This is a genomic window from Mesorhizobium sp. Cs1321R2N1 (assembly GCF_037179725.1).
GTDB classification, from domain to species: Bacteria; Pseudomonadota; Alphaproteobacteria; order Rhizobiales; family Rhizobiaceae; genus Mesorhizobium; species Mesorhizobium salmacidum.
Genome location: NZ_JAPYKP010000038.1, coordinates 19,759 through 43,636, shown reverse-complemented (window position 1 = coordinate 43,636; position 23,878 = coordinate 19,759). Strand labels below are relative to the sequence as shown.

Below are 23,878 nucleotides of genomic sequence, written 5' to 3'. Positions count from 1 at the left end.
GCCCGCGCGCCCTGCCGCTGCCCGGCGCGGATCTATCCGGCGTGGTGTCGCTGCGCTCGCTGGCCGATGCGCGGCTGATCCGGGAGTTGAGCGCGCGGAGCGAAGACGTCGTTATCCTCGGCGGCGGCTTCATCGGGCTGGAGATCGCCGCGACGCTGCGGGCGGCCGGCCGCACCGTGACGGTCGTCGAAGCTGTCGACCGGCTGCTCGGCCGCGCCGTGGCGCCGGTGGTGGCGAGCCACGTCCGGCAAAGGCTGGAAGCGACAGGCGTGCGCATCCTCACTGGAACCTCGATTTCAAGGCTCGAAGGTGAAAACGGCCATGTCACGGCCGCGATCACCTCGTCAGGCGAAAGGCTGCCGGCGCGCATGGTCGTGGTCGGCATCGGCGCTGTGCCGAATGTCGAACTGGCGCAAGCCGCGGGCCTTGCTGTCGCCAACGGCATTCGCGTCGATCACCAGATGCGCAGCTCGGCGCCGGAGATTCTGGCCATCGGCGACGCCGCCTCCTACCGGCACTGGTTCACCGGCGGCGACGTGCGGCTGGAATCGGTGCAGAACGCCACCGACCAGGCGCGGCTTGCCGCCCGGACAATTACCGGTCACACCGACGCCTACTCGGCGGTGCCATGGTTCTGGTCCGACATTGGCGACATGAAATTGCAGATGGTCGGCCTGACCGCCGGCGGAGACAGCCATGTCGTGCTGGGCGACCTGCCCGACAACAAATTCTCGATCTACCACTATGCCGGCGACCGGCTGCTCGGCATCGAATCCGTCAACCGCCCCGGCGACCACATGCTTGGCCGCAAGATGCTCGGCGTCGGTTTTTCGCCGACACCGCAAATGGCGGCCACAGGCCCGGACGGGCTGAAGGCGGCGTTGGCCGCATTCCAGAACATGGAACCAGCCAAGGCCCGTGCGTAGGATTGCCAAATTTTGTCATAGACAATAAAATGCCGGAATGAGCACCATGAATATCTCGCTGCCGGACAGCTTGAAGCATTTTGTCGATCAGCAAGTGACGGACCGCGGCTATGGCACAAGCAGCGAGTATGTGCGTGAATTGATCCGCCACGATCAGGATCGTCAGCTTCTGCGCGGTTTGCTCCTCGAAGGCGCGTCATCCGCACCAGGCGCTCCTATTGACGATGACTATTTCGCCTTGCTGCGAAAACGAGCCCAAGGCCAATAAATTAGGTGGCCGCAAAGGCGATTGTTCCTCGAACCCTTGCTCTGCGAGATATCGAGAACGCTGTTGATTATTATGCGCGCGAAGTTGGTTCTCATGCAGCGTTGGGCTATGTCGACGATCTTCAAAACGCCTACAAACTGATCGCCGACCATCCGGCATCGGGCTCCTTGAGATATGGCTACGAAATCGGATTGCCTAGTCTCCGTAGTGTGCAACTCAAGCGCTACCCATATCTGATCTTCTATCTTGAGCAGGCCGACCATATCGATGTGTGGCGAGTGCTACACGCCAAAATAGACATTCCAGCCTGGTTGCAGAATCCGAGCTCCTGACGGCGCGTTCACCAGCTTTTCGACGCAGACCGTCAGGAGAAATGAGGCGCCGCCTTTTCAGGCGGCGCAGACTTCGCGGATCGAGCTTTCCAGAATGTCGAGCGCTTCGTTCATGACCTCGTCCTGGACGGTGATCGGCGCCAGGAAGCGGATGACGTTGCCGTAGACGCCGCAGGTCAAGAGGATCAGGCCCTTGTCGAGCGCCTTCAGGCGGATCGCGTTGGCGATCTCGGCCGACGGCAGGCCTTTCTTGACGTCGTTGAACTCCACCGCGTTCATGAAGCCCAAACCCCTGATGTCGACAATCTCGGGCACCTCGTCACGGATCGACTGCAGACGCTGCTTCAGCCTCGCACCCAGCGTGTTGGCGCGATCGCAGAGCTTTTCGTCCTCGATGACGTCAAGCACGGCATGTGCCGCGGCGACGCCGATCGGGCTGCCGCCATAGGTGCCGCCGAGGCCGCCGGGGCTGGGCGCATCCATGATCTCGGCGCGGCCGGTTACCGCGGACAGCGGGAAGCCACCGGCGAGGCTCTTGGCCATGGTGGTGATGTCGGCCGCCACCTCGTGGTGGTCCATGGCGAACATCTTGCCGGTGCGGGCAAAGCCCGTCTGAACCTCGTCGGCGATGAGCAGCATGCCGTGCTGGTCGCAGAGCTTGCGCAGCGCCGTCAGGAGTTCACGCGGCGCGTCGTAGAAGCCGCCCTCGCCCTGAACCGGCTCGATGATGATCGCGGCGACGCGGGCCGGATCGACATCCGCCTTGAACAGCTTGTCGAGCGCGGCCAGCGAATCGGCGACCGAGACACCATGCAGTTGCACTGGGAACGGCACGTGGTAGACGTCTCCCGGCATGGCTCCGAAGCCGACCTTGTAGGGCACGACCTTGCCGGTCAGCGCCATGCCCATGAAGGTGCGGCCGTGAAAGCCGCCGCCGAAGGCGATGACGGCCTGGCGGCCGGTGGCATTGCGAGCGATCTTGATGGCATTCTCCACCGCCTCGGCGCCGGTGGTGACGAAGATGGTCTTCTTCTCGAACTTGCCGGGCAGCATGGCGTTCAGCCGTTCGGCCAGCCGCACATAGCTTTCATAAGGCACGACCTGGTGGCAGGTGTGGGTGAAGCGGTCGAGTTGCGCCTTGACCGCCTCGATCACCCTGGGATGGCGGTGGCCGGTATTGACGACGGCGATGCCCGAGGAGAAGTCGATATAGCGGCGGCCCTCGACATCCCAGATTTCCGAATTTTCAGCCCGATCGGCGTAGATCTGCGTGGTCATGCCGACGCCGCGCGAGATCGACTGGTTCTTGCGTTCGGAAATGGCGGAATTCTTCATGATATCCCTCACCGGGCCGGCGCCCGTTCTGTTTGATGTCGTTGAATTCCCCTTCTGGCCTTATTTCAGATTTTCCTCAAGTCGGCACCGTCACCGGGTCGATTGGGCCTGACTTAACCAGTCCGGCGATACACCGGTTTCCTTTTCTTCGGGATCGATTATCCTCCTGATATCCGGGAGGGGATCGCGATCACCGGCGCACTACCGAGGGAGCCATGAGCAGGAACGCGACATCGTCCATCTCGCCGCGATCCGCCAAAACTCCCAGCCCTTTGTCTTGTCCAGCCGCTTCGATTCTCGCCTGCACGGCCCTGGTGCTGCTCGCCGGTTGCCAGAAAGAGGAGGCGGCGGAAAAAAAGCTGCCGGTCATGGTGCGCACCGAGACGGTGGCGATGGCCGATTATGCGCCGAGAACCTCGCTGACCGGGGTGATCGCGGCGCGTACGTTGAACAATCTTTCGTTCCGGGTTGGCGGACGCGTCGCGGAGCGGCTTGTCGATGTCGGCCAGCATGTCGATCAGGGGACAGTGCTTGCCCGCATCGATCCGCAGGAGCAGGAATCCGATCTGCGTTCGGCGCAGGCCGATCTCGATGCCGCGCAGGCGCAATTGACACAGGCCGCGGCCACTTTCGAGCGGCAAAAGACGCTGCTTGCCCAGGGCTTCACCACCAGGCGCGACTATGACGTGGCCGACCAGACGCTGAAGGTGGCGCAAGGCAGCGTCGATGCCGCGCGGAGCGCGCTCACCAATGCCCAGCAGAACCTGTCCTTCACCGAACTCAAGGCCGGTGCGGCCGGCGTGATCACCGCCCGGCAGGTCGAAACCGGCCAGGTGGTGCAGGCGGCGCAGACCGTCTTCACCGTCGCCGAGGATGGCGACCGCGACGCGGTGTTCAATGTGCAGGAGACGCTGGTCGCCAGGACGCCGGCCTCTCCGGCGGTGACGATCACGCTGTTGTCCGACCCGCAGGTCAGGGCAACAGGCAAGGTGCGCGAAATCTCGCCGGCGGTCGACCCGGCTTCAGGCTCGATAAGGGTCAAGGTCGCCATTCCCGACACGCCCGCCGGCATGCCGCTCGGGGCAGCCGTGATCGGCTCGGTCGGCGCCAAGCCGGCGAAGGCGATCCTGTTGCCTTGGCAGGCCCTGACATCCAGCGCCGGCAAGCCGGCGGTCTGGATCGTCGATCCCGCGTCCAAGGCAGTCGCGACGACGCCGGTGGAGGTGCTGGCGTTCGATTCGGGTACCGTCGTCATCGCCAAGGGACTGAACGAAGGCCAGAGCGTCGTTACATCAGGCGGGCAATTGCTCAGCCCCGGCCAGACGGTCGAGATATCGGGGGCGGCGCAATGAAGCGGCTGCTACCCATCCTGCTTGGCCTTGCCGCGCTTGCCGCCTGTTCGAAATCGGACGAGAAGCCGCCGGAGATCGTCCGGCCGGTGCTGTCGGTGGTGGTCGAGCCGCGCACCACGCAAACCTTCGGTTTCGCCGGCTCGGTCGAACCGCAGGTCAGCGCCGATCTTGCCTTCCGTCTGCTCGGTCGCGTCGTCTCGCGCGACGTCAAGGTCGGCGACATCGTCAGCAAGGGCACGACGATCGCGGCACTCGACCCAACCGCGCTGGAGTTGGCCGTCCAGGCGGCCAAGGCCGAACTCTCCAATGCCGAGGCGCAATTCGCCAATGCCGCCGCCAGCGAGGAGCGCCAGCGCCAGTTGCTCACGTCCGCCAATACGTCGCAATCGGTCTTCGATGCCGCGCAGCAGGCACGCAAAGCCGCGGAAGCCAGTGTCGAGCGGGCCAAGGCTTCGCTGGCCAAATCCCAGGAGCAACTCGGCTATGCGAGGCTGTTCTCGGATTTCGATGGCGTCGTCACCGCCGTCGGTGCCGAGGTCGGCCAGACGGTCTCACCCGGGCAGACGGTCGTCACCGTGGCGCGCTCGGACCCGCGCGAGGCAGTCGTCGACATTCCCGACCAGTTGACCGGCGACCTAACGGCCGGCACGCCGTTCCATGTCATCCTGCAGTCGCTGCCGACAATTCAGACCGAGGCCAAGCTGCGCGAGATCGCGCCCCAGGCCGAGGGCTCGACCCGAACGCGCCGCGTCAAGCTGACGCTGACCGATCCGCCGCAGGCCTTCAGGCTCGGCTCGACGGTAACGGCGACCCGCATGACCAAGGTCGTACCAACGATCGAGCTGCCCATCTCGGCTTTGCTCGACAAGAACGGTTCCGAAAAAGTGTGGATCGTCGACCCACAGACCTCGAGCGTGAGCATGCGCGATATCAAGGTCGCGTCGAAGGCCGGCGGCACCTTCACGGTGGCCGGAGGGCTCGAGGCCGGGATGCGCGTCGTCACGGCGGGCGTCCACAACCTGAGCGAGGGCCAGAAGGTCAAAGTGCCCGAGGGAGGGGCCTCATGAAAGGCTTCAACCTCTCCGACTGGGCGCTCAACCACCGCTCGCTGGTCTGGTATTTCATGCTGGTCTTCGTGGTGGCTGGCGTGTTTTCCTATCTCAATCTCGGCCGCGAGGAAGATCCGGCCTTCACCATCAAGACCATGATTATCCAGGCCAACTGGCCGGGCGCATCGGTCAATGAAACGGTGCGGCAGGTGACCGACCGCATCGAGAAGAAGCTCGAGGAACTCGACAGCCTCGACTATACCAAATCGGTCACCACAGCCGGCCAGACTGTCATCTTCGTCAACCTGAAGGACACCACCAAGGCGCGCGACGTCGTGCCTAACTGGCTTCAGGTGCGCAACATGGTCAACGACATCAAGGCGCAATTTCCGCAAGGCGTGCAGGGCCCGTTCTTCAACGACCGCTTCGGCGATGTCTACGGCAACATCTATGCCTTCACCGCAGACGGGCTGACACAACGTCAATTGCGCGACTATGTGGAGGATATCAGGACAAAAATCCTGACCGTGCCCAATGCCGGCAAGGTCGATCTGGTCGGCGCGCAGGACGAGGCCATCTATCTCGAATTCTCGACGCGCCAGATAGCGGCGCTTGGCCTCAACCAGCAGCAAATCGTCGCCAGCCTGCAGGCGCAGAATGCGATCACGCCGTCCGGCGTGATCCAGTCCGGGCCGGAGCGCATCAGCGTGCGCGTCGGCGGCCAATTCACTTCCGAGGAGAGCCTGCGCGCCATCAATCTGCGCGTCAACGATCGGTTCTTCCGGCTGAGCGACGTGGCGACGATCACCCGCGGTTACGTCGACCCGCCGACGGCCTTGTTCCGCTTCAACGGCCAAAACGCGATCGGGCTTGCCATCGGCATGAAGCCCAATGCCAATCTGCTCAAATTCGGCGAGGCACTGCACGAGGAGATGAACAAGGTGCTGTCCGACCTGCCGGTCGGCGTCGGCGTGCATCTGGTCGCCGACCAGCCTGTCATCGTCGAGGAGGCGGTCTCGGGTTTCACGCGTGCGCTGTTCGAGGCGGTGGCCATCGTGCTCGCGGTGTCGTTCATCAGCCTCGGCATGCGCGCCGGCTTCGTCGTGGCGCTGTCGATCCCGCTTGTGCTGGCCATCACCTTCACGGTCATGGAGTATCTGGGAATATCGCTGCAACGCATTTCACTGGGTGCGCTGATCATCGCGCTCGGACTGCTGGTCGACGATGCGATGATCGCGGTCGAAATGATGGTGGCGCGGCTGGAGGTTGGTGACAATCTGCGCAAGGCGGCGACCTATGTCTACACCTCGACCGCCTTCCCGATGCTGACCGGCACGCTGGTGACGGTCGCAGGCTTCATTCCGATCGGGCTCAACTCGAGTGCTGCCGGCGAATACACCTTCACGCTGTTCGTCGTCATCGCCGTATCGCTGCTGGTGTCATGGATCGTGGCGGTGCTGTTCGCGCCGCTGCTCGGCGTCACCATCCTGCCGGCGACAATGAAGACCAAGCATCACGACCGGCCGGGCCGCTTCACGTCGCTGTTCCGGCGCGTGCTTGTCGGCTCGGTGCGCCGGCATTGGCTGACGATCATCGTGACCGTGCTTCTGTTCGCTGCCTCGATCGCCGGCTTCGGGTTCGTCCAGCAACAGTTCTTCCCGCCTTCCGACCGGCCGGAGCTGATCGTCGACTGGAACCTGCCACAGAATTCCTCGATTGCCGAAACACGCGACCAGATGGAGCGCTTCGAACAGCGGGCGCTGGTCGGCAATCCCGACATTGACCATTTTTCCTCCTATATCGGTCAGGGCGCGGTGCGCTTCGTGCTGGCCTATGACGTGCAGCCGGCCAATCCCTATTTCGGCCAGACGGTGATTGTCACCAAGAGTATTGAGGCGCGCAACCGGGTGAAGCCGGCGCTGGAGAAGCTGCTGCGCGCGGAGTTTGTCGGCACCGACGCCTTCGTCAAGCCGCTTGAGCTCGGACCACCGGTTGGACGGCCTGTACAGTACCGCGTCGGCGGCCCTGACATCCAGACGGTTCGAGAACTGGCGCAGCAATTCGCCGGCGTGATCTCAGCCAATCCGAAGCTCGCAGCACCGACCTTCGACTGGAACGAACCGCAGCGTGTGCTGAGGGTCGACGTACTGCAGGACAAGGCGCGCCAGCTCGGCATCACCTCGTCCGACATCGCCAGCACGCTGAACAGCACGGTGGGCGGCGCGACGATCACACAGGTGCGTGACGCGACATACCTCATCAACGTCGTGGCACGTTCGCGCGAAGCCGAGCGCGGCTCGATCGAGACGCTGCAGAACATCCAGCTGCCGACCGGCAATGGCGAGGCGATCCCCCTCGCCGCGGTCGCAAAATTTCGCTACGATCTGGAGCAACCCACCGTCTGGCGGCGCGACCGCATCCCGACTATCACGGTGCGCGCCGGCTTGGTTGGCGACGTGCTGCCGGCGACCGTCGTCAGCGAGTTGAAGCCGTCGGTCGACGCCTTCATCGCCAAGCTGCCGCCTGGCTATTCGGTCGAGACCGCCGGCTCGGTCGAGGAAAGCGCCAAGAGCCAGGGACCAATCGCGGCCGTGGTGCCGCTGATGCTGTTCGTCATGGCGACCATCCTGATGGTGCAGTTGCAGAGTTTCCAGCGCCTGTTCTTGGTGGTGGCGGTGGCGCCGCTGGGCCTGATCGGCGTTGTGGCGGCCCTCGTGCCAAGCGGCGCGCCGCTCGGCTTCGTCGCCATCCTCGGCGTGCTGGCGCTGATCGGCATCCTGATCCGCAACTCGGTCATCCTGATCGTGCAGATCGAGGACCTTGTCGCCGAAGGCAGGGATCGCTGGGCCGCCGTCATCGAAGCGACAGAGCACCGCATGCGGCCGATCGCGCTGACCGCCGCCGCGGCCAGCCTGGCCCTGATCCCGATCGCCCGCGAAGTGTTCTGGGGGCCGATGGCCTACGCGATGATGGGCGGCATCATTGCGGGTACCGCAATCACGCTGCTGTTCCTGCCGGCGCTTTATGTGACGTGGTTCAGGATCAAGGAGCCGAAAGACGCGGCGGAAGGCGAAGCGCAGCAGGGTGAGGTCCTGCCGGAGAGCGGAGCGGCCTGAGGCGGGAAATACACTTTGCGTCGGACAACTATCGTCAAACTTGCTCGGAGGCGGTTCTCACAAACCCGTCGCTCGCCCTGAGCAGGTTGCGCGTATAATCCTTCGTCACGCGGCGCTCGACGAGGTCGTTCGCCACCAAATTCTCCACCGCCTCGCCGCCCTGCATCACCATCAGCCGCTCGCACATGTGGGTGATGATGGCGAGGTCGTGGCTGACCATCAGGAAGGTCAGCTTGCGCCGCCGACGGACTTCCTCCAGCAGGTTGAGCACTTCGGCCTGCACCGAGGCGTCGAGCGCCGAGGTCGGCTCGTCGAGCAGCAGGATCGAGGGCTCGAGGATGAGCGCGCGCGCGATCGCCACGCGCTGGCGCTGGCCGCCCGATAATTGGTGCGCGTAGCGGAAGCGAAAACCGTTGCCGAGGCCAACCTCGTCGAGTGCGCGTTCAATCCGCTTTTCGCCATCGGCAAAGCCGTGGATGGCAAGCGGCTCCTGCAGCAGGCGGTCGACGGTCTGGCGCGGATGCAGCGAGCCATACGGATCCTGAAAAACCATCTGCACTTCGCGGTAAAAAGCCTTGTCGCGGCGCGTGCCGAGCGTCTTGCCGTTGACGGTGATGCTGCCCGATGCGACCGGCGCAAGGCCGGCTATGGCTCGCAGCAGTGTCGATTTGCCTGAGCCGGATTCACCGACCAGGCCGAAGGATTCACCCGGCTGCACATCGAGGCTGACGCCCTTCAACGCGCGGAAGCGGTCGAAGAGCACCTCCAGCCTGTCGACGGCAATCGCGGAAGTCATGCCGCCCACTCCGGCTTGCGGTCGAGCACCGGCAGCGGGTGACGGTCGGCGCCGATCTTGGGCATGCAGTTGAGCAGGCCGCGCGTGTAGGGATGCTGCGCCTGGCTGAGTTCCGAAGCCTTGAGCTGCTCGACCACCTTGCCGGCATACATGACGATGACGCGGTCACAGAAGGACGAGACCAGGCGCAGGTCGTGCGAGATGAAGATCAGCCCCATGCCGCGCTCTGCGACCAGCCTGTCGAGAATGCCGAGCACGTCGAGCTGCACCGTGACGTCAAGCGCCGAGGTCGGCTCGTCGGCGATCATCATTTCCGGCCCGGCGATCAGCATCATGGCGATCATGGCGCGCTGACCCATGCCGCCGGACACTTCGTGCGGATGCAGGTCGAAGACACGTTTGGGATCGCGGATCTGCACCGCCTCCAGCATGGCCAGCGCGCGCTCGCGCGCCTCGGCCTTACCGACCTTTCCATGGGTGTGCAAAGTCTCGACGATCTGGCGGCCGATGCTCATCACCGGGTCGAGCGAATATTTCGGATCCTGCAGGATCATGGCGATGCGGTTGCCGCGCAGCGCCCGGCGTTGGCGTGGCGAGACGCCGAGCAGGTCGATGCCGTCGAAGGTCAATTTGCTGGCTGATATCCGGGCCTGCGGCGGTGTCAGGCCCATGATGGCGCGGCCCGTCTGCGACTTGCCCGAGCCGGACTCGCCGACAATGCCGAGCCGTTCGCGGCCGAGCGAAAAGGAGACGCCGCGCACCGCCTCGATCATGCCGGTACGGGTCGGAAAGGTGACCCGCAGATCATCTACCTCAAGCAGTGTCCCCGTCTGGCCGCTCATTGGTCACCGCTCCGGGGATCGAGTGCGTCGCGCAGGCCGTCGCCAAGCAGGTTGAAGCCGAGGCTGACGATGAGGATGGCGAAGCCCGGCGCACCGGCCACCCACCATTGGTCGAGCACGAAGCGGCGCCCCGACGCGATCATGGTGCCCCATTCGGGCAGCGGCGGCTGCGCGCCAAGGCCGAGGAAGCCGAGGCCGGCGGCGGTCAGGATGATGCCGGCCATATCGAGCGTGACGCGGATGATCAGCGAGGAGATGCAGAGCGGCATGATGTGGCGCAGCACGATGCGGAAGGGCGAGGCGCCCATCAGTTGCACCGCCTTGATGTAATCCGAATTGCGCACGGTCAGCGTTTCCGCGCGGGCAATTCGGGCATAGGGCGGCCAGGAGGTGATGGCGATGGCGAGCACCGCGTTCTCAATGCCGGGACCGAGGGCGGCGACAAAGGCCAGCGCCAGGATCAGCTTGGGGAAAGCGAGGAAGATGTCGGTGATGCGCATCAGGATGGCATCGGTCCAGCCGCCGGCATAGCCGGCGACGGTGCCGACCAGAAGACCGATGGGAGCCGCGATGATGGCGACCAGAATGACCACATAGAGGGTCCAACGCGAACCGTAGAGAATGCGCGAAAGGATGTCGCGGCCGAGGTCGTCGGTGCCGAACCAGTGTTGCGCACTCGGCGCCAGCAGCCGCGCGTTCTTCAAGTCACCGAAGGTCGGCGAATACGGCGCCAGCACACCGGCAAGGGCGGCGACGAGCAGCAGGGCGATGATGATCAGCAGACCGACAAAGGCCAGACGATTGGCGGAAAAGCGCCGCCACGCGACGTAGGCGCGGCCGAGCCTTGCCTGCATGCGCGATGCCGGCCGCTCCGACAGCAACCATGCGCGACGGGAGTAGGGGCCGGCGTCGGAGACGGTCATGACGATGCCCCTTGAAGCTGTCGACCCCTACTCCGGTCTGCTTCGCAGACCACCTCTCCCCGGTTCGACGGGGGAGAGGAAAGGCGCCAAGCATGCGATCGCCTTTTCCTCTCCCCCGGGCAGGGGGAGAGGTGGCCCGAAGGGCCGGAGTGAGGGTGACTGGCCGCGGCCAAGCCCGAACTACCTCTACTCATCCTGTCTTGGTCCTCGGGTCGAGCACACGGTAGAGCAGGTCGGACAGAAGGTTGATGCCGATGAACACCGAGCCGATGACGATGGTACCGCCGAGCACCGCGTTCATGTCGGCGTTCTGCAGCGAGTTGGTGATGTAGAGGCCGATGCCCGGCCAGGAGAAGACGGTCTCGGTGAGTACCGAGCCCTCGAGCAGCCCGGCATAGGACAGCGCGATCACGGTCACCATCGGCACGGCGGCATTGCGCAACGCGTGGCCCCAGATGATGCGCGTTTCCGACAGGCCCTTGGCGCGCGCCGCGACGACATATTCCTGGGCGAGCTCATTGAGCATGAACGAGCGCGTCATGCGGCTGATATAGGCGAGCGAGAAATAGCCGAGAAGCGAGGCCGGCAGGATGATGTGACGGAAGGCATCGTAAAAGACGTCCCACTGTCCCTGCATCGCGGAGTCGAGCAGGTAGAAACCGGTGATCGGCGTGAAAGTGTATTCGTAGACGATGTCGAGCCGTGCAGGGAAGGCCACCCACTGCAGCTTGGCGTAGAACAGCACCAAACCCAGCAGACCCAGCCAGAAGATGGGTACGGAATAGCCGATCAGGCCGATGATGCGCACGATCTGATCGATGAGACTGCCGCGTTTGACCGCGGCCAGCACCCCGAGCGGCACACCGAACAGCGCGCCGATCAGTGTCCCCAATGTCGCAAGTTCCGTCGTTGCGGGAAGAGCGCGGCGGATGTCGGTCATGACAGGGTTTGTGGTCAGCACCGAGATACCGAAATCGCCGCTCAGCGCATGTTTCACATAGATATAGAACTGCTCGATCAACGGCAGGTCGAGGCCCATCTCGCGGCGCGTGCGCTCAACGACATTGGCGGGTGCCCGGTCGCCCAGAACGGCGAGCACCGGGTCGATCGGGATGACGCGGCCAATGAAGAAGGTGACCGCGAGAAGACCAAGATAGGTGGTCACCGCAATGACCAGGAAACGGCCGAGCGATGATGCAAGGGCGACGGCGCGGGCGCTGCCGCGCCCGCCCTTTTTTTCAATCGCGCTCATGCGGCGTGTCCGCGAACACTATTCCTTGGAAACCGGCCCGACGAAGTTGGTGTCGAAGCTCGGACCGAGCGCGAAGCCCTTGAGGTTCTTGCGCAGACCCGCGACTTCCAGCTGCTGGTGGATGATGACGAAGGGGCTGGTGTCGAGAATCTTTTTCTCAAGATCCTTGTACATATCGGCGCGCTTGCCCGAATCCTTCTCCAGGAGTGCCGCTTCCGTTTCCTTGGTCAGATCCGGAATGTCCCAGCTATTGCGCCAGGCGAGCGTGTGGGACTTGCCTGCATCCGAATTATCCGGGTTCGAGGCAAAGGTCTGCGCGTTGGAGTTCGGATCGAAATAGTCCTGGCCCCAATTGCCGATATAAATGTCGTGGTTGCGGGCGCGGTATTTGGTCAGCGTCTGCTTGCCGTCACCCGGAATGATCTCCAGCTTGATGCCAGCCTGGCCGAGCGTCTGCTGGATCGATTCCGCCATGCCGGTGGTCGGCTGGCCGGTGCGTACATCCATCGTGACGCTGAAGCCGTCGGGCAGGCCTGCCTTGGCCAGCAGTTCCTTGGCCTTGGCGACGTCGAGCTTGAACGGGTTTTCGTCCAGTTCGCCGAGCACGCCCTTGGGCAGGAAGGTCTGGTGGATTTCGCCGATGCCCTTGAGGATGGTCGAGCTCAAGGCATCATAGTCGACAAGGTATTTGAAGGCCTGACGGACCTCGGGTTTGGCGAGGTTCGGGTTCTTCTGGTTGAGGCTGATGTAGTAGACGGTGCCTTTCGGCGCGCTGGTGGTGGTGAGGTCGGCGTTCTTGGCGATGGCGTCGAGGTCGTTCGGCTCGAGGTTGCGGGCAACGTCGATGTCGCCGGCTTCAAGCGCCAGGCGCTGGGCCGAGCTTTCCTTCATGTTGCGGTAGATGACGCGGGCGAGCTTGGCCTTTTCGCCGTAATAATTGTCGTTGCGCTCCATGACGACCGCCTCGTTGGCACGCCATTCACGCAGCTTGTAGGCGCCCGAGCCGGCATAGCCTGTCTTCAGCCAGGCATTGCCGAAGTCATTATCCCATTTGTAGTCGGCGCTCGGCGTCACCGCCGCGACATGTTCCTTGACCAGCTTGGCGTCGACAACGGAGGCGACGGTGGCCGACAGGCAGTTCAGGACGAAACTTGGCGCGTAAGCCTTGTCGACGGTGAACTGGAAGGTCGTGTCGTCGACCGCCTTGGCCTTTTCGGTGACGTTGTCGCCGCTAATGCCGAACTGATCGATGATGAAGGCCGGGCTTTTGTCCAGCTTGACGGCACGCTCGAAAGACCAGGCGACGTCGGCGGCGGTGATCGGGTTGCCGGAAGCGAATTTCAGGCCCGGCTTGAGCTTGAACGTATAGGTCAGGCCATCGTCGGAGACGGTCCAGCTTTCGGCGAGATCGGGCTTGACCTTGGAGGTGTCGCTGAGGTCGAGGCGGACAAGAAGGTCATAGGTGTTGCCGGTGACTTCGGCGGTCGACAGCTCGAACGCCTCGCCCGGATCCATCGAGATGATGTCGTCGATGGCAAAACCTTCGACTAGCGTGTCGGCGGGCGTGACCGCGCCAGCCGGCGCGCCGGCCAGAAGCAGCGCCGACACCGCGGCGCCCGCAAGCAAGGTGCGGGATCGTAGAGCAAGCTTTTCCATCATCATGGTGATTGTTCCCTGTTTTGTTGTTTGTTGACCTGAGTTCCCGGCTCAGGGTTGCGGTGTTCTTTCAAGGCTCGACGAGAGCCTCTGAGCCACCAACGTCGTGGTTTTTGTCCAGTTGGTCAATACCTTATCCGGCGACACCCGGCCCGGCAACGAGGATTTGCGAGACAGCCTCAGTGGAGCAGAATGCACGGCGGCGTGTCGACGCATGCGCCGGCCAAATGACGCCGCGGATCGTGAAAAATCTGCTAAAATTTCGAAGCTATTTCAGCGCGGCGACCAGACCGGCATCAGGAAAACAGGTGGCCGCCTGACCATTCTTTTCCTGCCATCTGCCGATCGAGCGGCGGGTCTTGAAGCCAGGCAGGCCGTCGGCGCTGCCAACATCATAGCCCTTGACTTCAAGGGTCCGCTGCAAGGCGGCGATATCGGAGCGGTGGAGATCGCCCACCGGACCCCAGCTACCGGAAAAATTCTGATCGCCATGGGCAATCCGGTCGGCGCCGTGACCGATGAACAGCGCATAGAGGTCGCTGGTGTTGTATTCCTTCAGCACGTAGAAATTGGGGGTGGCGATGAAGGCCGGGCCGCTGCGGCCGGCCGGCATCAGCAGGAAACCTTCCGTCTTCAGCTCGCTCGCCGGGAACGCTTTGCCGCCCACGCGCTTGATGCCCATGGCGGCCCATTGCGAAATTTTTTTGCCCTGGTCCGGGCCTTCCAGCGAACAGGAGACGCTCTGAGGCACGGTCACCTCGAAACCCCAACCGCGTCCCCTCAGCCAGCCATAATGGACAAGGTAATTGGCGATCGAGGCCAGCACGTCAGGCGTCGAATTCCAGATGTCGACGCGGCCGTCGCCGTCGAAATCCACAGCATGTTTCAGGAAAGAGGTCGGCATGAATTGCGGCTGGCCGAGCGCGCCGGCCCAGGACGATTTCATCGCGCCGACCGGGGCCAGCCCGCGTTCGACGATTTCCAGCGCCGCCAGCAGCTCGGTGCGGAAGAAATCCTTTTTCGTCGACATGAACGCCTTGGTGCCCAGCACCTCGAAGGCGTCGTAGGGCATCTTCGCCGCGCCGAATCCGGTCTCGCGGCCCCAGATCGCCAGAAGGATTTCACCCGGCACGCCGTAACGCTTTTCGATCGCGGCAAGCGTGCCGGCATTGGCGGCTTCGCGGGTGCGTCCACCCGATGTCACCGCACGAACCGTCTTCTCGGCAAAATAGGCGCCGGGCGAACCGAACTCGGCCTGGTGCTGCTTTTGCGGCGTCTTCGGCTTCTCGCCTGGCAAGACAAGGTCAGGGAGATCGAGATTGGGCTCGATGCCGGTGAACGCGGCGTCGAACGTGCGTTTGGAAATACCTTTCGCCTTGGCGTCGGGCCAGAGGTCGGATTGGAGCCAGGCGCGGAACTGGTCGTCGATCTTGGCGGCGGATGCGGGGATGGTGAGGAAGACGGCGAGGAGTGCGGCCAGAAAGAACACCAAGCTGCATTTGCGAATGCCGCGTTCTGTGGCGCCCCCCTCTGTCCTGCCGGACATCTCCCCCTCAAGGGGGGAGATTGGCAGCTTCGACCTTGCCGCCAATCTTGCAGTGTTGAAAATCAGCGACCGCAGCCAAATCTGGCGATCTCCCCACTTGAGGGGGAGATGTCCGGCAGGACAGAGGGGGGCGTGCACCACCTGCTTCGAATGATGCGTGACGGTCATCGTGCGCATCCTCTCCGCCGATCTGGTCAAAACGCCGTCCGCGAGCGCAGCGCGGCGGCCAGCGTGCCTTCGTCGAGATAGTCGAGCTCACCGCCGACCGGCACGCCGTGCGCCAGACGCGTTATCTTGACCTCGAAGCCGGAGAGCTGATCGGTGAGGTAGTGCGCGGTGGTCTGGCCCTCGACCGTCGCGTTGACGGCGAGGATGACCTCCTTGACCTCGCCGCCGGCTATGCGGTCGATCAGTGAGCGGATGTTGAGCTGGTCGGGGCCGATGCCGTCGAGCGGCGACAGCGTGCCGCCGAGCACATGGTAGCGCACATTCATCGCCGCCGCCCGCTCCAGCGCCCAGAGATCCGAGACGTCCTCGACGACGATCAGGGTGGCGGCATCGCGGCGTGTGTCCGTGCAGATCATGCAGGGGTCAGAGGTGTCGACATTGCCGCAGGTCGAGCAGATGCGCACCTTGTCGGCGGCCTCGCCCATGGCGGCGGCGAGCGGCGACAGCAATTGTTCCTTCTTCTTGATCAGGTGCAGCGCCGCGCGCCTGGCCGAACGGGGGCCAAGCCCCGGCACCTTGGCCAGAAGCTGGATCAGGCGTTCAATCTCGGGACCTGCGATTCGCTTGGACATCGCACTGATCTAGGATTTTTCAGAGCGGTTTGAAACATCCCTGTCGACGCACGGTCCGCCATGCTGCCATGCAAGAATCAGTTGGTTTCGAGCGGGCGACCCTGGCTGACGATCATCGCGCCTATGGCGTCGGTGTTCTCAGGCGTCGACTGGAATCCCATCGATGCTTCCTGCGGAGCGTCCTGGACCGAGGAGATGACCCTTTTGTTCGAGGTTCCGCTGTTCAAGGTTCCGCCAAAACGGGCGGCATCAGGCTCTTCCATCGGCTCCTGCATCGCAATTTCGATCGGCTTCGCCTGGACTCGCGCGGACTTTGCCGACGGCGCCACGGAAGCGGTCAGATAGGTCTGCTGCGCGGGGGCAGTGCGGGCGGGCGCCGGCTTGGCCGCCGGTTCCGCCGCTGCGGTCATGTAGACCTGTTCTGCCGGAGCATTGCGGGCGGTCGCCTTGGCCGGGCGCACCATCTCGACGGACGCGACACGCGTCGCGGGTACTCCCGGCAACGCGGCTGGCGACTCGGCCGACGCGACCATAGGCTCATCCGGCAGCGGCTGCCAGTTGCGGCCGCGCTTTTCGTAGAAGGCATTGCCGCCGGCAACCATGGTGTAGTGCATGTTCTTGTAGGGGAAGCGCAGGCCGGCGGTGTGGAAATACATCGTGTTCTTGAGCTTGGCCTTGCGCTCGCCCTTGAGCACGGCGTCGGCGGCCTCCTCGACATCGGGCATTGCACGTGAATTCATCGCCCTGGTCATGACGCCCGGCGCGAACTGCCCGGGCTCACCCACCACCTGGCAGATGGTGCTGCCATGATTGCCCGAGCGCAGCCGGTTCATCACCACCGTGCCGACGGCGATCATGCCGTCCCGGCTCGACCGGTTGGATTCGAAGAACATCGCCCGTTCCAGGCATTCCCTGTCCTTCGGCGTATGACTGTAGGCGCGCGAACTCAGGAAGCTCGGCGTGATGGCGTCGGTCAGGCTGGCGACCGACATGCCGTGCGAGGTGGTCTGGCTGCAAGCGGCCAAGAAAAGGGGAGACGTGACGACGCCGAGCAACAGCGGCGTCTTCCATCGCGTGGCTATCAACAGGTAACCCTCTCACTTCAATGCCCGCCCCCAGGCTGCGGCAAGAATGAGACACTTTCGGGCAAAATGATGGCCAAAACGTTATTAACGGCGGACTGTTGCCTAATTGACACAAATCGAGGCTTTCCAGATGGATCGGGCCGTCATTTCACACGGACGATGACCGCCTTTTCTTCGTTTTGCCGCAATTCCGCTGGGGTAAACGCCATGCGCTTTTTGCCGGGAAGAGCGCGCCACGGCTTCCCAGAACAGTCTATCGCCCGGCGCCGATTGCTGCCGGCCAACCGGGTTCGATCTCTTCGATCGTGTCTGAAAACAGGCCCCGCCTGAGAAACAGCGCCCGCGCCTCCCTGGCCGTCGGCGCGATCTTGCCCGGCCAGTCGCTGTCGATGAACTCGGCCTTGGTGAAATCAGGATTTGTTTCGGAGGCCGCCTCCAGGAACTCGGCGATTTCCAGCACGATGGCGCGTTCATCCTTCGAAAGCGCCGACGTGCCGGCCTCGATCGACGGGCGGTGCACGAAATCCTCGAAGAGATTGAAGTAGCCCTTGATGCCGACGAGATCGACACCCGCATCGCAGTCGGCGAGGATCTCCAGAATCTCGTAGATCCTGTTGCGGATACGCTGCTCGATCAGTCTTTCTGACGGCTCGCCGATCATGGGCGCACCGAACGCCTAAAAAGGCAGTTTCATTCCCGGCGGGATGGGCAGGCCGGCGGTCAACGCCTTGGTCTTTTCCTGCATGATCTGCTCGACCTTGGCCTTGGCGTCATTGTGCGCGGCAAGAATCAAATCCTCGAGGATTTCGACCTCGTCTTCCCTAAACAAAGAGGGGTCGAGCTTCAGCGACTTGATGTCGAACTTTCCGCTCAACGTGATGCTGACCAGGCCGCCGCCGGCCTGGCCGACGGCTTCGACCGTGGCGATCTCATCCTGCATGGCCTGGAACTTGGCCTGCATTTCCTTCGCCTTGCCCATCAGGCCGAGAAGATCTTTCATGGTCCGATCCTTTGCGGATTAGTGCTGGATATCAGGGTTCGTCGTCATCGGCCGGCGGCTCGACCGGCATTTCGGCGTCGGTCGCGTCGGCGTCCGGCGTATCGGGAATGCGCACATCGATGATCTTGGCGCCGGGAAAGCGGGCCAGGATGGCGGCCACGGTCGGGTCGTTCCTGGCGTCGAGGAAGGCGTTTTCACGCTTCGTCGATTCCATTTCGGCCAACGTCTGGCCGCCCTCTTCCTTCGACAGCGACACCAGCCAGCTGCGGCCGGTCCAGGCGCGCAGTTTCGTCGTCAGCTCGTTGAGCAGCATCTTGGGCGCGTCATTGGTCAGGCTGACGTCGATGCGGCCGGGTTCGATGTGCACCAGACGGATGCAGCGCTTGACCAGCACCTTGAAGGCGATGTCGCGCTGCGCGTCGGCGAGGGCAACGATGTCGGCCAGCGATTTCAGCGGTACGGCTTGCGTCTCCGGCGCAGGTTGCGGGGGCGCTACGAAGGCGGCCGGAGCGGGCGTGGCCTCGACCAGCCGCATGGTCTGCGCGCCGCCCGACCCGCCAGGCATGCGCGCCTGCGCCACGGCGCTGGCGCCATTGCCGCCTGCACCGCCATTGCCGGGGTTCACGGGCGCGCCGTTCGGGCGCGGCGCGGCGCCAGTTGTCGAAGCACCGCTCTCCAGCGATCTCAGCGCCTCGTCCAATGTCGGCAGGTCGGCGGCGTGCGCCAGCCGGATCAAAACCATTTCGGCGGCACTGACCGGCCGGTTGGAGGACTGCACCTCGGGAATGCCCTTGAGCAGCATCTGCCAGGTACGCGACAGCACGCGGACCGAAAGCGCCCTGGCGAAATCGGCGCCGCGCTGACGCTCGTCCTGCGACAGCGAGGCATCGTCCATGGCGGTCGGCACGAAGCGCAAACGGGTGACGAGGTGGTTGAACTCGGCCAGATCGGTGAGCACGGCGGCCGGATCGGCGCCGGTGTCGTATTGCGCGCGGAATTCGCCGAGTGCCGCCGCCACATCGCCCTTCATCACATATTCGAACAGATCGACGATGCGGGCGCGGTCGGCGAGCCCCAGCATGGCGCGCACGGCCTCGGCGCTGACGGAGCCGGCGCCATGGGCGATCGCCTGGTCGAGAATGGAGAGCGAATCGCGGGCGGAACCTTCCGCAGCGCGCGCGATCATGGCCAGCGCGTCATCGTCGACTGAAATGCCTTCCTTGCCGGCGATCGAGGAGAGATGCGCGACCAGCGCGCCGGCGTCGATGCGCCGCAGGTCGAAACGCTGGCAGCGCGACAGGACGGTGATCGGAACCTTGCGGATCTCGGTGGTGGCGAAGATGAACTTGACGTGCGGCGGCGGTTCTTCCAGCGTCTTCAGCAGGCCGTTGAAGGCCTGCGTGGACAGCATGTGCACTTCATCGATGATGTAGACCTTGTAGCGGGCCGAGACGGGCGCATAGCGCACGCGCTCGATGATGTCCCTGATGTCGTCGATACCGGTGTGCGAGGCGGCGTCCATCTCGATGACGTCGACATGGCGGCCTTCCATGATCGCCTGGCAATGCTCGCCAAGCACGGCGAGGTCGACCGAGGGCTGGTCAACGGTGGCGGTTTTATAATTCAGGGCTCGCGCCAGTATGCGCGCCGTCGTGGTCTTGCCGACGCCGCGCACGCCGGTCAGCATCCAGGCCTGGGCAATGCGGCCAGTGGCAAAGGCGTTGGTGAGGGTGCGCACCATCGGCTCCTGGCCCACGAGCTCGGAGAAATTCGACGGACGGTATTTGCGCGCCAGCACGCGATAGGCAGCGGCCTTGCCTGTCGCCAGACTGTCGGACCCCGAATTTCCGGCTTCGCTCATTCGCCCGTTAAGCTCCAAAAGGCCGCCCAAAGGCGCCGATTCCTGCGCATAGTCTCGCCCGCGCTGCAATGCGTCGTCAATGTCGCGGGGAGGGCGATGAGGTGGGAGGCTGGAACAATGACCCGTTCCGGGCTCGTTAGGGCTGCTTCCTTCCGGACCTGACCCGGTTGGCGAGTGGATCGTCCACCACCAACCTCCCGCTGTCCATATCGGCAATTGCGCGACAAAATGCAAGTGCGCAGGCAAATCGGCACCGCGAACCACGAGATTCGCTTGCAGCCCCGGTGCAGCCGCTTTAGCGTTCAGGGTTTGAGGAAGCCAAGAAAAGCAAGGGAAACGCCGATGCTGCCGGGCCTGAAGGCCGGATTCACGCTGGATGCCCGGCTGGAGGCTGACAGCGAGCAGTTGATGTGGCTTGGGCTGTGCGAATTGCGTGTGATGAACGACCGCCGCTGGCCATGGCTGCTGCTCGTGCCGCAGCGCCCGGGCGCGGAGGAAATCCACGACATGACGCCGCTCGACCAGGCGATGCTGACCTTCGAGACCAACATGGTGGCGCAGGCGCTGAAGAAGGTGAGCGGCTGCACCAAGATCAACACCGGCGCGCTCGGCAACATCGTGCGCCAACTGCATGTCCACATCATCGCACGATCCGAGGGCGACCCCGGCTGGCCCGGCCCGGTGTGGGGACATGGCCTGCGCGAGCCCTATGAGCCTTCCGACCTGCGCCGGTTTGCCGAAACGATAAGGGCGGCGCTATAAGCCTTCCCCGTGTCCATCCCAAGCATGTCCATCCCAAAGCACCAGAGTCCCTATGAGCTTCCGCCTGTTTGACGCGCCCCTGCGCGAGCCGAGCCAGTTCGTCGGCTTTGCCGGCAACACGATCGACCGGCAATCCGAGAACCGCGCAGACGATTCGGTCGACAAAGCGCTGGCCGATCCGACGACACGGCTGCTTTTGATGAATGGCGGCCGGCTCCACCTGAAACTGGCGGATGGCCGTTTCGACCCTTGGTACCGCGTCGCCGAGAGCGAGCCCTTCAGCCCTTCCTTCGATCAAAGTGTCCTGCTCGGGTTTTCCGAACAGGGGCCGGTGCTGGCGGTCCTGGCCGGCATCGATGCCGAACAGTTGCCTGAAACCGTCAAGGCGATCGATTACCGCTCGGTCTATATGCAAGGACTGATCGACGAGGCCGCCGCCGGCGCGATGGCGCAAGGGGCGGCCCTGCTGGCCTGGCACGCCAGCCACCGCTTCTGCAGCAAATGCGGCACCGAATCGCAGATGCGGGCGGGTGGCTACAAACGCCATTGCCCCAATTGCGGCACCGAGCATTTTCCGCGCACCGACCCGGTGGCGATCATGCTGACGGCGACGCGGGAGAAATGCCTGCTCGGGCGCGGCCGGCATTTCGGGCCGGGCATGTATTCGGCGCTTGCCGGCTTCATCGAGCCGGGCGAGACGATCGAGGCGGCGGTGCGCCGCGAAACGCTGGAGGAAGCCGGAATACGGCTCGGCCGCGTCGTCTACCACGCCAGCCAACCCTGGCCGTTTCCCTATTCGCTGATGATCGGCTGCTTCGGCGAGCCGCTCAACGACGACATCCAGGCCGATCTCGACGAGTTGGAGGACTGCCGCTGGTTTTTGCGCGACGAGGTGCGCCTGATGCTGGACCGTGCGCACCCCCACGCCCTGGTCACGCCGCCGAAAGGCGCCATCGCGCATCACCTCATCCGTGCCTGGGTCGACAGCGAATTGTGAATATCGAAGTCATTGCAGGAGAGACAAATGATCCGTCACACCGTCGTCTTCACGCTGAAGCACCCGCCGCATTCGCTGGAGGAAAAGCGATTTCTCGTCGACGCCAGGAAAATCCTCTCGGCGATCCGGGGCGTCACGCATTTCGAGCAATTGCGGCAGGTCAGCCCCAAGAACGATTATCGGTTCGGCTTCTCGATGGAGTTCGCCGACCAGGCCGCCTACACCAGGTACAACGACCATCCCGACCATGTCGCCTTCGTGCGCGACCGCTGGGTGCCGGAGGTCGAGACCTTCATGGAGATCGACTACGTGCCGCTGGGCTGGTAGCTCAATCCGCCACCTTCCACTGCTCGCGCGACTGGCTGGCCGGATAGACGCCGAGGATCCGCACTTCCCGCGAGAAGAAACGAAGCTCGTCCAGCGCCAGCTTGACCAGCGGATCGTCTGGGTGGCCCTCGATGTCGGCGTAGAACAGCGTCGCCGTGAAGGCGCCGAGCTGATAGCTCTCCAGCTTGGTCATGTTGATGCCGTTGGTGGCGAAGCCGCCCATGGCCTTGTAGAGCGCGGCCGGCACGTTGCGGACGCGGAAGATGAAGGTCGTCATCATCTTGACGTCGGCTGCCGGGCGCTCGGCCCATTGCTTGTTCTTGGTCAGGACCACGAAGCGGGTGACGTTGCTGTCGGTGTCCTCGACGTTCTCCTCGATGATATCGAGCCCGTAGAGCGTCGCGGCCAGCGCCGGGGCCAGCGCGGCCATGGTGCGGTCCTTGACCTCGGAGACCATCTTGGCGGCGCCCGCCGTGTCGCCGGCGACTACCCCTTTCCAGCCGTTCTTGCGGATGTACTTGCGGCACTGGCCGAGGCCGTGGATGTGGGTGTGCACGGTCTTGATCTCGTCGCGCCTGACGCCGGGCAGCACCATCAGCTGGAAATGGATCGGCAGGAAATATTCGCCGACAATGTGCATCCTCGATTCCGGCAGAAGATGGTGGATGTCGGCAACGCGTCCGGCGATGGTGTTCTCGATCGGAATCATGGCGAGATCGGCCTTGCCGGTCTCGACGGCATTGAACGCGTCCTCGAAAGTCGGGCACGGCAACGGCTCCATCGAGGGATAGACATTGCGGCAGGCGGTGTCGGAATTGGCGCCCGGCTCGCCCTGGAAGGATATTCTGTTGGTCTTTTCAGGCATGCGGATATCTCAGTTTGAAAGAATTTCCCTGGCGCGTTCCAGGTCATGCGGCGTGTCGACGCCAAGCGGCAGCGACTGCACGATCTCGGCGTCGATGCGCATGCCGGCTTCCAGCGCCCGCAGCTGCTCCAGCCGCTCGCGGCGCTCCAGCGGCGACGGCTTCAACGCGACGAAACGCTCGAGCGCGGCGCGGCGATAGGCGTAGAGACCGATATGGTGATAGAGCGGCCCCTCGCCCCACGGTGCCGTGGCCCGGGTGAAATAGAGCGCCCGCAACCGCGTGCCGGAGAGCGGCGAGCCGACGATCTTGACGACGTTGGAGTTGGTCTTTTCCTCCTCGCGAACGATCTCGACGCCGAGCGTGGCGATATCGACCATGGCGTCCTCGAACGGCCTGAGCGAGGCTGCGATGATTGCGGGATCGATGGTCGGCAGGTCGCCCTGCACATTGACGATCGTTTCGACCTTGCCCAGGGGATCAAGAGCAACCAACGCCTCGTGGATGCGATCCGAGCCGGACTCATGATCCATGCGCGTCATCACCGCCTCGAAACCCTGCGCGCGCACCGCCTCGGCCACGCTTTGCGTGTCGGTCGCCACCACCACCCGGCCGAGGCCGGCTTCGGCCGCGCGGCGGGCGACATGCACGATCATCGGCGCGCCTGATATATCGGCCAGCGGCTTGCCCGGCAGGCGGGTCGAGGCCATGCGGGCCGGTATCAGGATCAAGGTGGACATCGGTCTGGCAAGGCGTCCGAAACGAGAAGGGGAAAAGTGGCAAAAGGTCT

The 23,878-nt window shown here is 63.8% G+C and carries 23 protein-coding genes and 1 other RNA gene; 9 read left to right on the top strand and 15 right to left on the bottom strand.

Features of this window, described 5'->3' with window-relative positions:
* From O7A61_RS12925 to O7A61_RS12915, 3 genes are all read left to right on the top strand, one after another.
* The coding region (locus tag O7A61_RS12925) for an NAD(P)/FAD-dependent oxidoreductase (RefSeq protein WP_337130116.1) at nt 1-926 on the top strand (926 nt) is incomplete at its 5' end.
* Nucleotides 927-963: 37 nt separating this feature from the next.
* Nucleotides 964-1,194, top strand: a complete 231-nt coding sequence (locus O7A61_RS12920; protein WP_337130114.1) for a ribbon-helix-helix domain-containing protein — start codon at nt 964-966, stop codon at nt 1,192-1,194.
* Between the two features lie 5 nt (nt 1,195-1,199).
* A complete protein-coding gene (locus O7A61_RS12915) occupies nt 1,200-1,526 on the top strand; it encodes a type II toxin-antitoxin system RelE/ParE family toxin (RefSeq protein WP_337130113.1) in 327 nt (108 codons plus the stop codon).
* A 57-nt stretch (nt 1,527-1,583) separates the two neighbouring features.
* Here O7A61_RS12915 and O7A61_RS12910 read toward each other — a convergent pair whose 3' ends face one another.
* Entirely contained in the window at nt 1,584-2,861 is a 1,278-nt protein-coding gene (locus tag O7A61_RS12910) for a 4-aminobutyrate--2-oxoglutarate transaminase (protein ID WP_337130112.1), read from the bottom strand.
* A gap of 215 nt (nt 2,862-3,076) precedes the next feature.
* On the opposite strand from O7A61_RS12910, the gene O7A61_RS12905 reads away from it, so the two are divergent.
* From O7A61_RS12905 to O7A61_RS12895, 3 genes are read left to right on the top strand one after another with little or no spacing between them, the layout of a single operon-like run.
* Nucleotides 3,077-4,213, top strand: a complete 1,137-nt coding sequence (locus O7A61_RS12905; protein WP_337130111.1) for an efflux RND transporter periplasmic adaptor subunit — start codon at nt 3,077-3,079, stop codon at nt 4,211-4,213.
* A complete protein-coding gene (locus O7A61_RS12900; protein ID WP_337130110.1) occupies nt 4,210-5,280 on the top strand; it encodes an efflux RND transporter periplasmic adaptor subunit in 1,071 nt (356 codons plus the stop codon). The genes O7A61_RS12905 and O7A61_RS12900 overlap by 4 nt, the downstream gene beginning before the upstream one ends.
* Nucleotides 5,277-8,378, top strand: a complete 3,102-nt coding sequence (locus O7A61_RS12895; RefSeq protein WP_337130109.1) for an efflux RND transporter permease subunit — start codon at nt 5,277-5,279, stop codon at nt 8,376-8,378. The genes O7A61_RS12900 and O7A61_RS12895 overlap by 4 nt, the downstream gene beginning before the upstream one ends.
* 34 nt (nt 8,379-8,412) lie before the next feature.
* On the opposite strand, the gene O7A61_RS12890 is transcribed toward O7A61_RS12895, so the two are convergent.
* The 12 genes from O7A61_RS12890 to ffs all read right to left on the bottom strand — a co-directional run bounded on the left by O7A61_RS12890 (nt 8,413) and on the right by ffs (nt 20,337).
* Nucleotides 8,413-9,174 (bottom strand): ABC transporter ATP-binding protein, encoded by a 762-nt coding sequence (locus O7A61_RS12890; protein ID WP_337130108.1) that lies wholly within the window; start codon nt 9,172-9,174, stop codon nt 8,413-8,415.
* Nucleotides 9,171-10,016: an ABC transporter ATP-binding protein gene (locus O7A61_RS12885; RefSeq protein ID WP_337130107.1), complete on the bottom strand. Its 846-nt coding sequence runs from the start codon at nt 10,014-10,016 to the stop codon at nt 9,171-9,173. The genes O7A61_RS12890 and O7A61_RS12885 overlap by 4 nt, the downstream gene beginning before the upstream one ends.
* The gene (nikC, locus tag O7A61_RS12880; protein ID WP_337130106.1) at nt 10,013-10,939 is read right to left on the bottom strand and encodes a nickel transporter permease; all 927 of its coding nucleotides are present in this window, start codon (nt 10,937-10,939) and stop codon (nt 10,013-10,015) included. The genes O7A61_RS12885 and nikC overlap by 4 nt, the downstream gene beginning before the upstream one ends.
* 190 nt (nt 10,940-11,129) lie before the next feature.
* Nucleotides 11,130-12,191 carry an ABC transporter permease gene (locus O7A61_RS12875; RefSeq protein WP_337130105.1) on the bottom strand — a complete coding sequence of 354 codons (1,062 nt, stop codon included), beginning with the start codon at nt 12,189-12,191 and terminating at the stop codon, nt 11,130-11,132.
* A gap of 18 nt (nt 12,192-12,209) precedes the next feature.
* Nucleotides 12,210-13,853: an ABC transporter substrate-binding protein gene (locus O7A61_RS12870; RefSeq protein ID WP_027142066.1), complete on the bottom strand. Its 1,644-nt coding sequence runs from the start codon at nt 13,851-13,853 to the stop codon at nt 12,210-12,212.
* 262 nt (nt 13,854-14,115) lie between these two features.
* Nucleotides 14,116-15,393, bottom strand: a complete 1,278-nt coding sequence (locus O7A61_RS12865; RefSeq protein ID WP_337130104.1) for a lytic murein transglycosylase — start codon at nt 15,391-15,393, stop codon at nt 14,116-14,118.
* A 194-nt stretch (nt 15,394-15,587) separates the two neighbouring features.
* Entirely contained in the window at nt 15,588-16,193 is a 606-nt protein-coding gene (recR, locus tag O7A61_RS12860; RefSeq protein WP_337130103.1) for a recombination mediator RecR, read from the bottom strand.
* 77 nt (nt 16,194-16,270) lie between these two features.
* Nucleotides 16,271-17,278: a cell wall hydrolase gene (locus O7A61_RS12855; RefSeq protein ID WP_337130102.1), complete on the bottom strand. Its 1,008-nt coding sequence runs from the start codon at nt 17,276-17,278 to the stop codon at nt 16,271-16,273.
* Nucleotides 17,279-17,531: 253 nt separating this feature from the next.
* Complete coding sequence (locus O7A61_RS12850) at nt 17,532-17,939, bottom strand: hypothetical protein (RefSeq protein WP_337130101.1); 408 nt, start codon at nt 17,937-17,939, stop codon at nt 17,532-17,534.
* Between the two features lie 15 nt (nt 17,940-17,954).
* Nucleotides 17,955-18,278 carry a YbaB/EbfC family nucleoid-associated protein gene (locus tag O7A61_RS12845; protein WP_337130100.1) on the bottom strand — a complete coding sequence of 108 codons (324 nt, stop codon included), beginning with the start codon at nt 18,276-18,278 and terminating at the stop codon, nt 17,955-17,957.
* Between the two features lie 31 nt (nt 18,279-18,309).
* Nucleotides 18,310-20,139 (bottom strand): DNA polymerase III subunit gamma/tau, encoded by a 1,830-nt coding sequence (locus O7A61_RS12840; protein WP_337130099.1) that lies wholly within the window; start codon nt 20,137-20,139, stop codon nt 18,310-18,312.
* 101 nt (nt 20,140-20,240) lie between these two features.
* An RNA gene (gene ffs, locus O7A61_RS12835) (signal recognition particle sRNA small type) lies at nt 20,241-20,337 on the bottom strand.
* Between the two features lie 144 nt (nt 20,338-20,481).
* Between ffs and O7A61_RS12830 the strand changes: the two genes are divergently transcribed.
* From O7A61_RS12830 to O7A61_RS12820, 3 genes are read left to right on the top strand one after another with little or no spacing between them, the layout of a single operon-like run.
* Nucleotides 20,482-20,901 (top strand): HIT family protein, encoded by a 420-nt coding sequence (locus O7A61_RS12830; RefSeq protein ID WP_027142073.1) that lies wholly within the window; start codon nt 20,482-20,484, stop codon nt 20,899-20,901.
* Nucleotides 20,902-20,953: 52 nt separating this feature from the next.
* Nucleotides 20,954-21,898, top strand: coding sequence for an NAD(+) diphosphatase (gene nudC / locus O7A61_RS12825; RefSeq protein ID WP_337130098.1), 945 nt, complete (start codon nt 20,954-20,956; stop codon nt 21,896-21,898).
* 27 nt (nt 21,899-21,925) lie between these two features.
* Nucleotides 21,926-22,225 (top strand): Dabb family protein, encoded by a 300-nt coding sequence (locus O7A61_RS12820; protein WP_027142075.1) that lies wholly within the window; start codon nt 21,926-21,928, stop codon nt 22,223-22,225.
* 1 nt (nt 22,226) lies between these two features.
* Here the strand turns inward: O7A61_RS12820 and O7A61_RS12815 are convergent, their stop codons facing one another.
* Complete coding sequence (locus O7A61_RS12815; protein WP_337130097.1) at nt 22,227-23,090, bottom strand: prephenate dehydratase; 864 nt, start codon at nt 23,088-23,090, stop codon at nt 22,227-22,229.
* Nucleotides 23,091-23,099: 9 nt separating this feature from the next.
* A complete protein-coding gene (locus tag O7A61_RS12810) occupies nt 23,100-23,828 on the bottom strand; it encodes a 3-deoxy-manno-octulosonate cytidylyltransferase (protein WP_337130096.1) in 729 nt (242 codons plus the stop codon).
* Nucleotides 23,829-23,878: the final 50 nt, after the last annotated feature.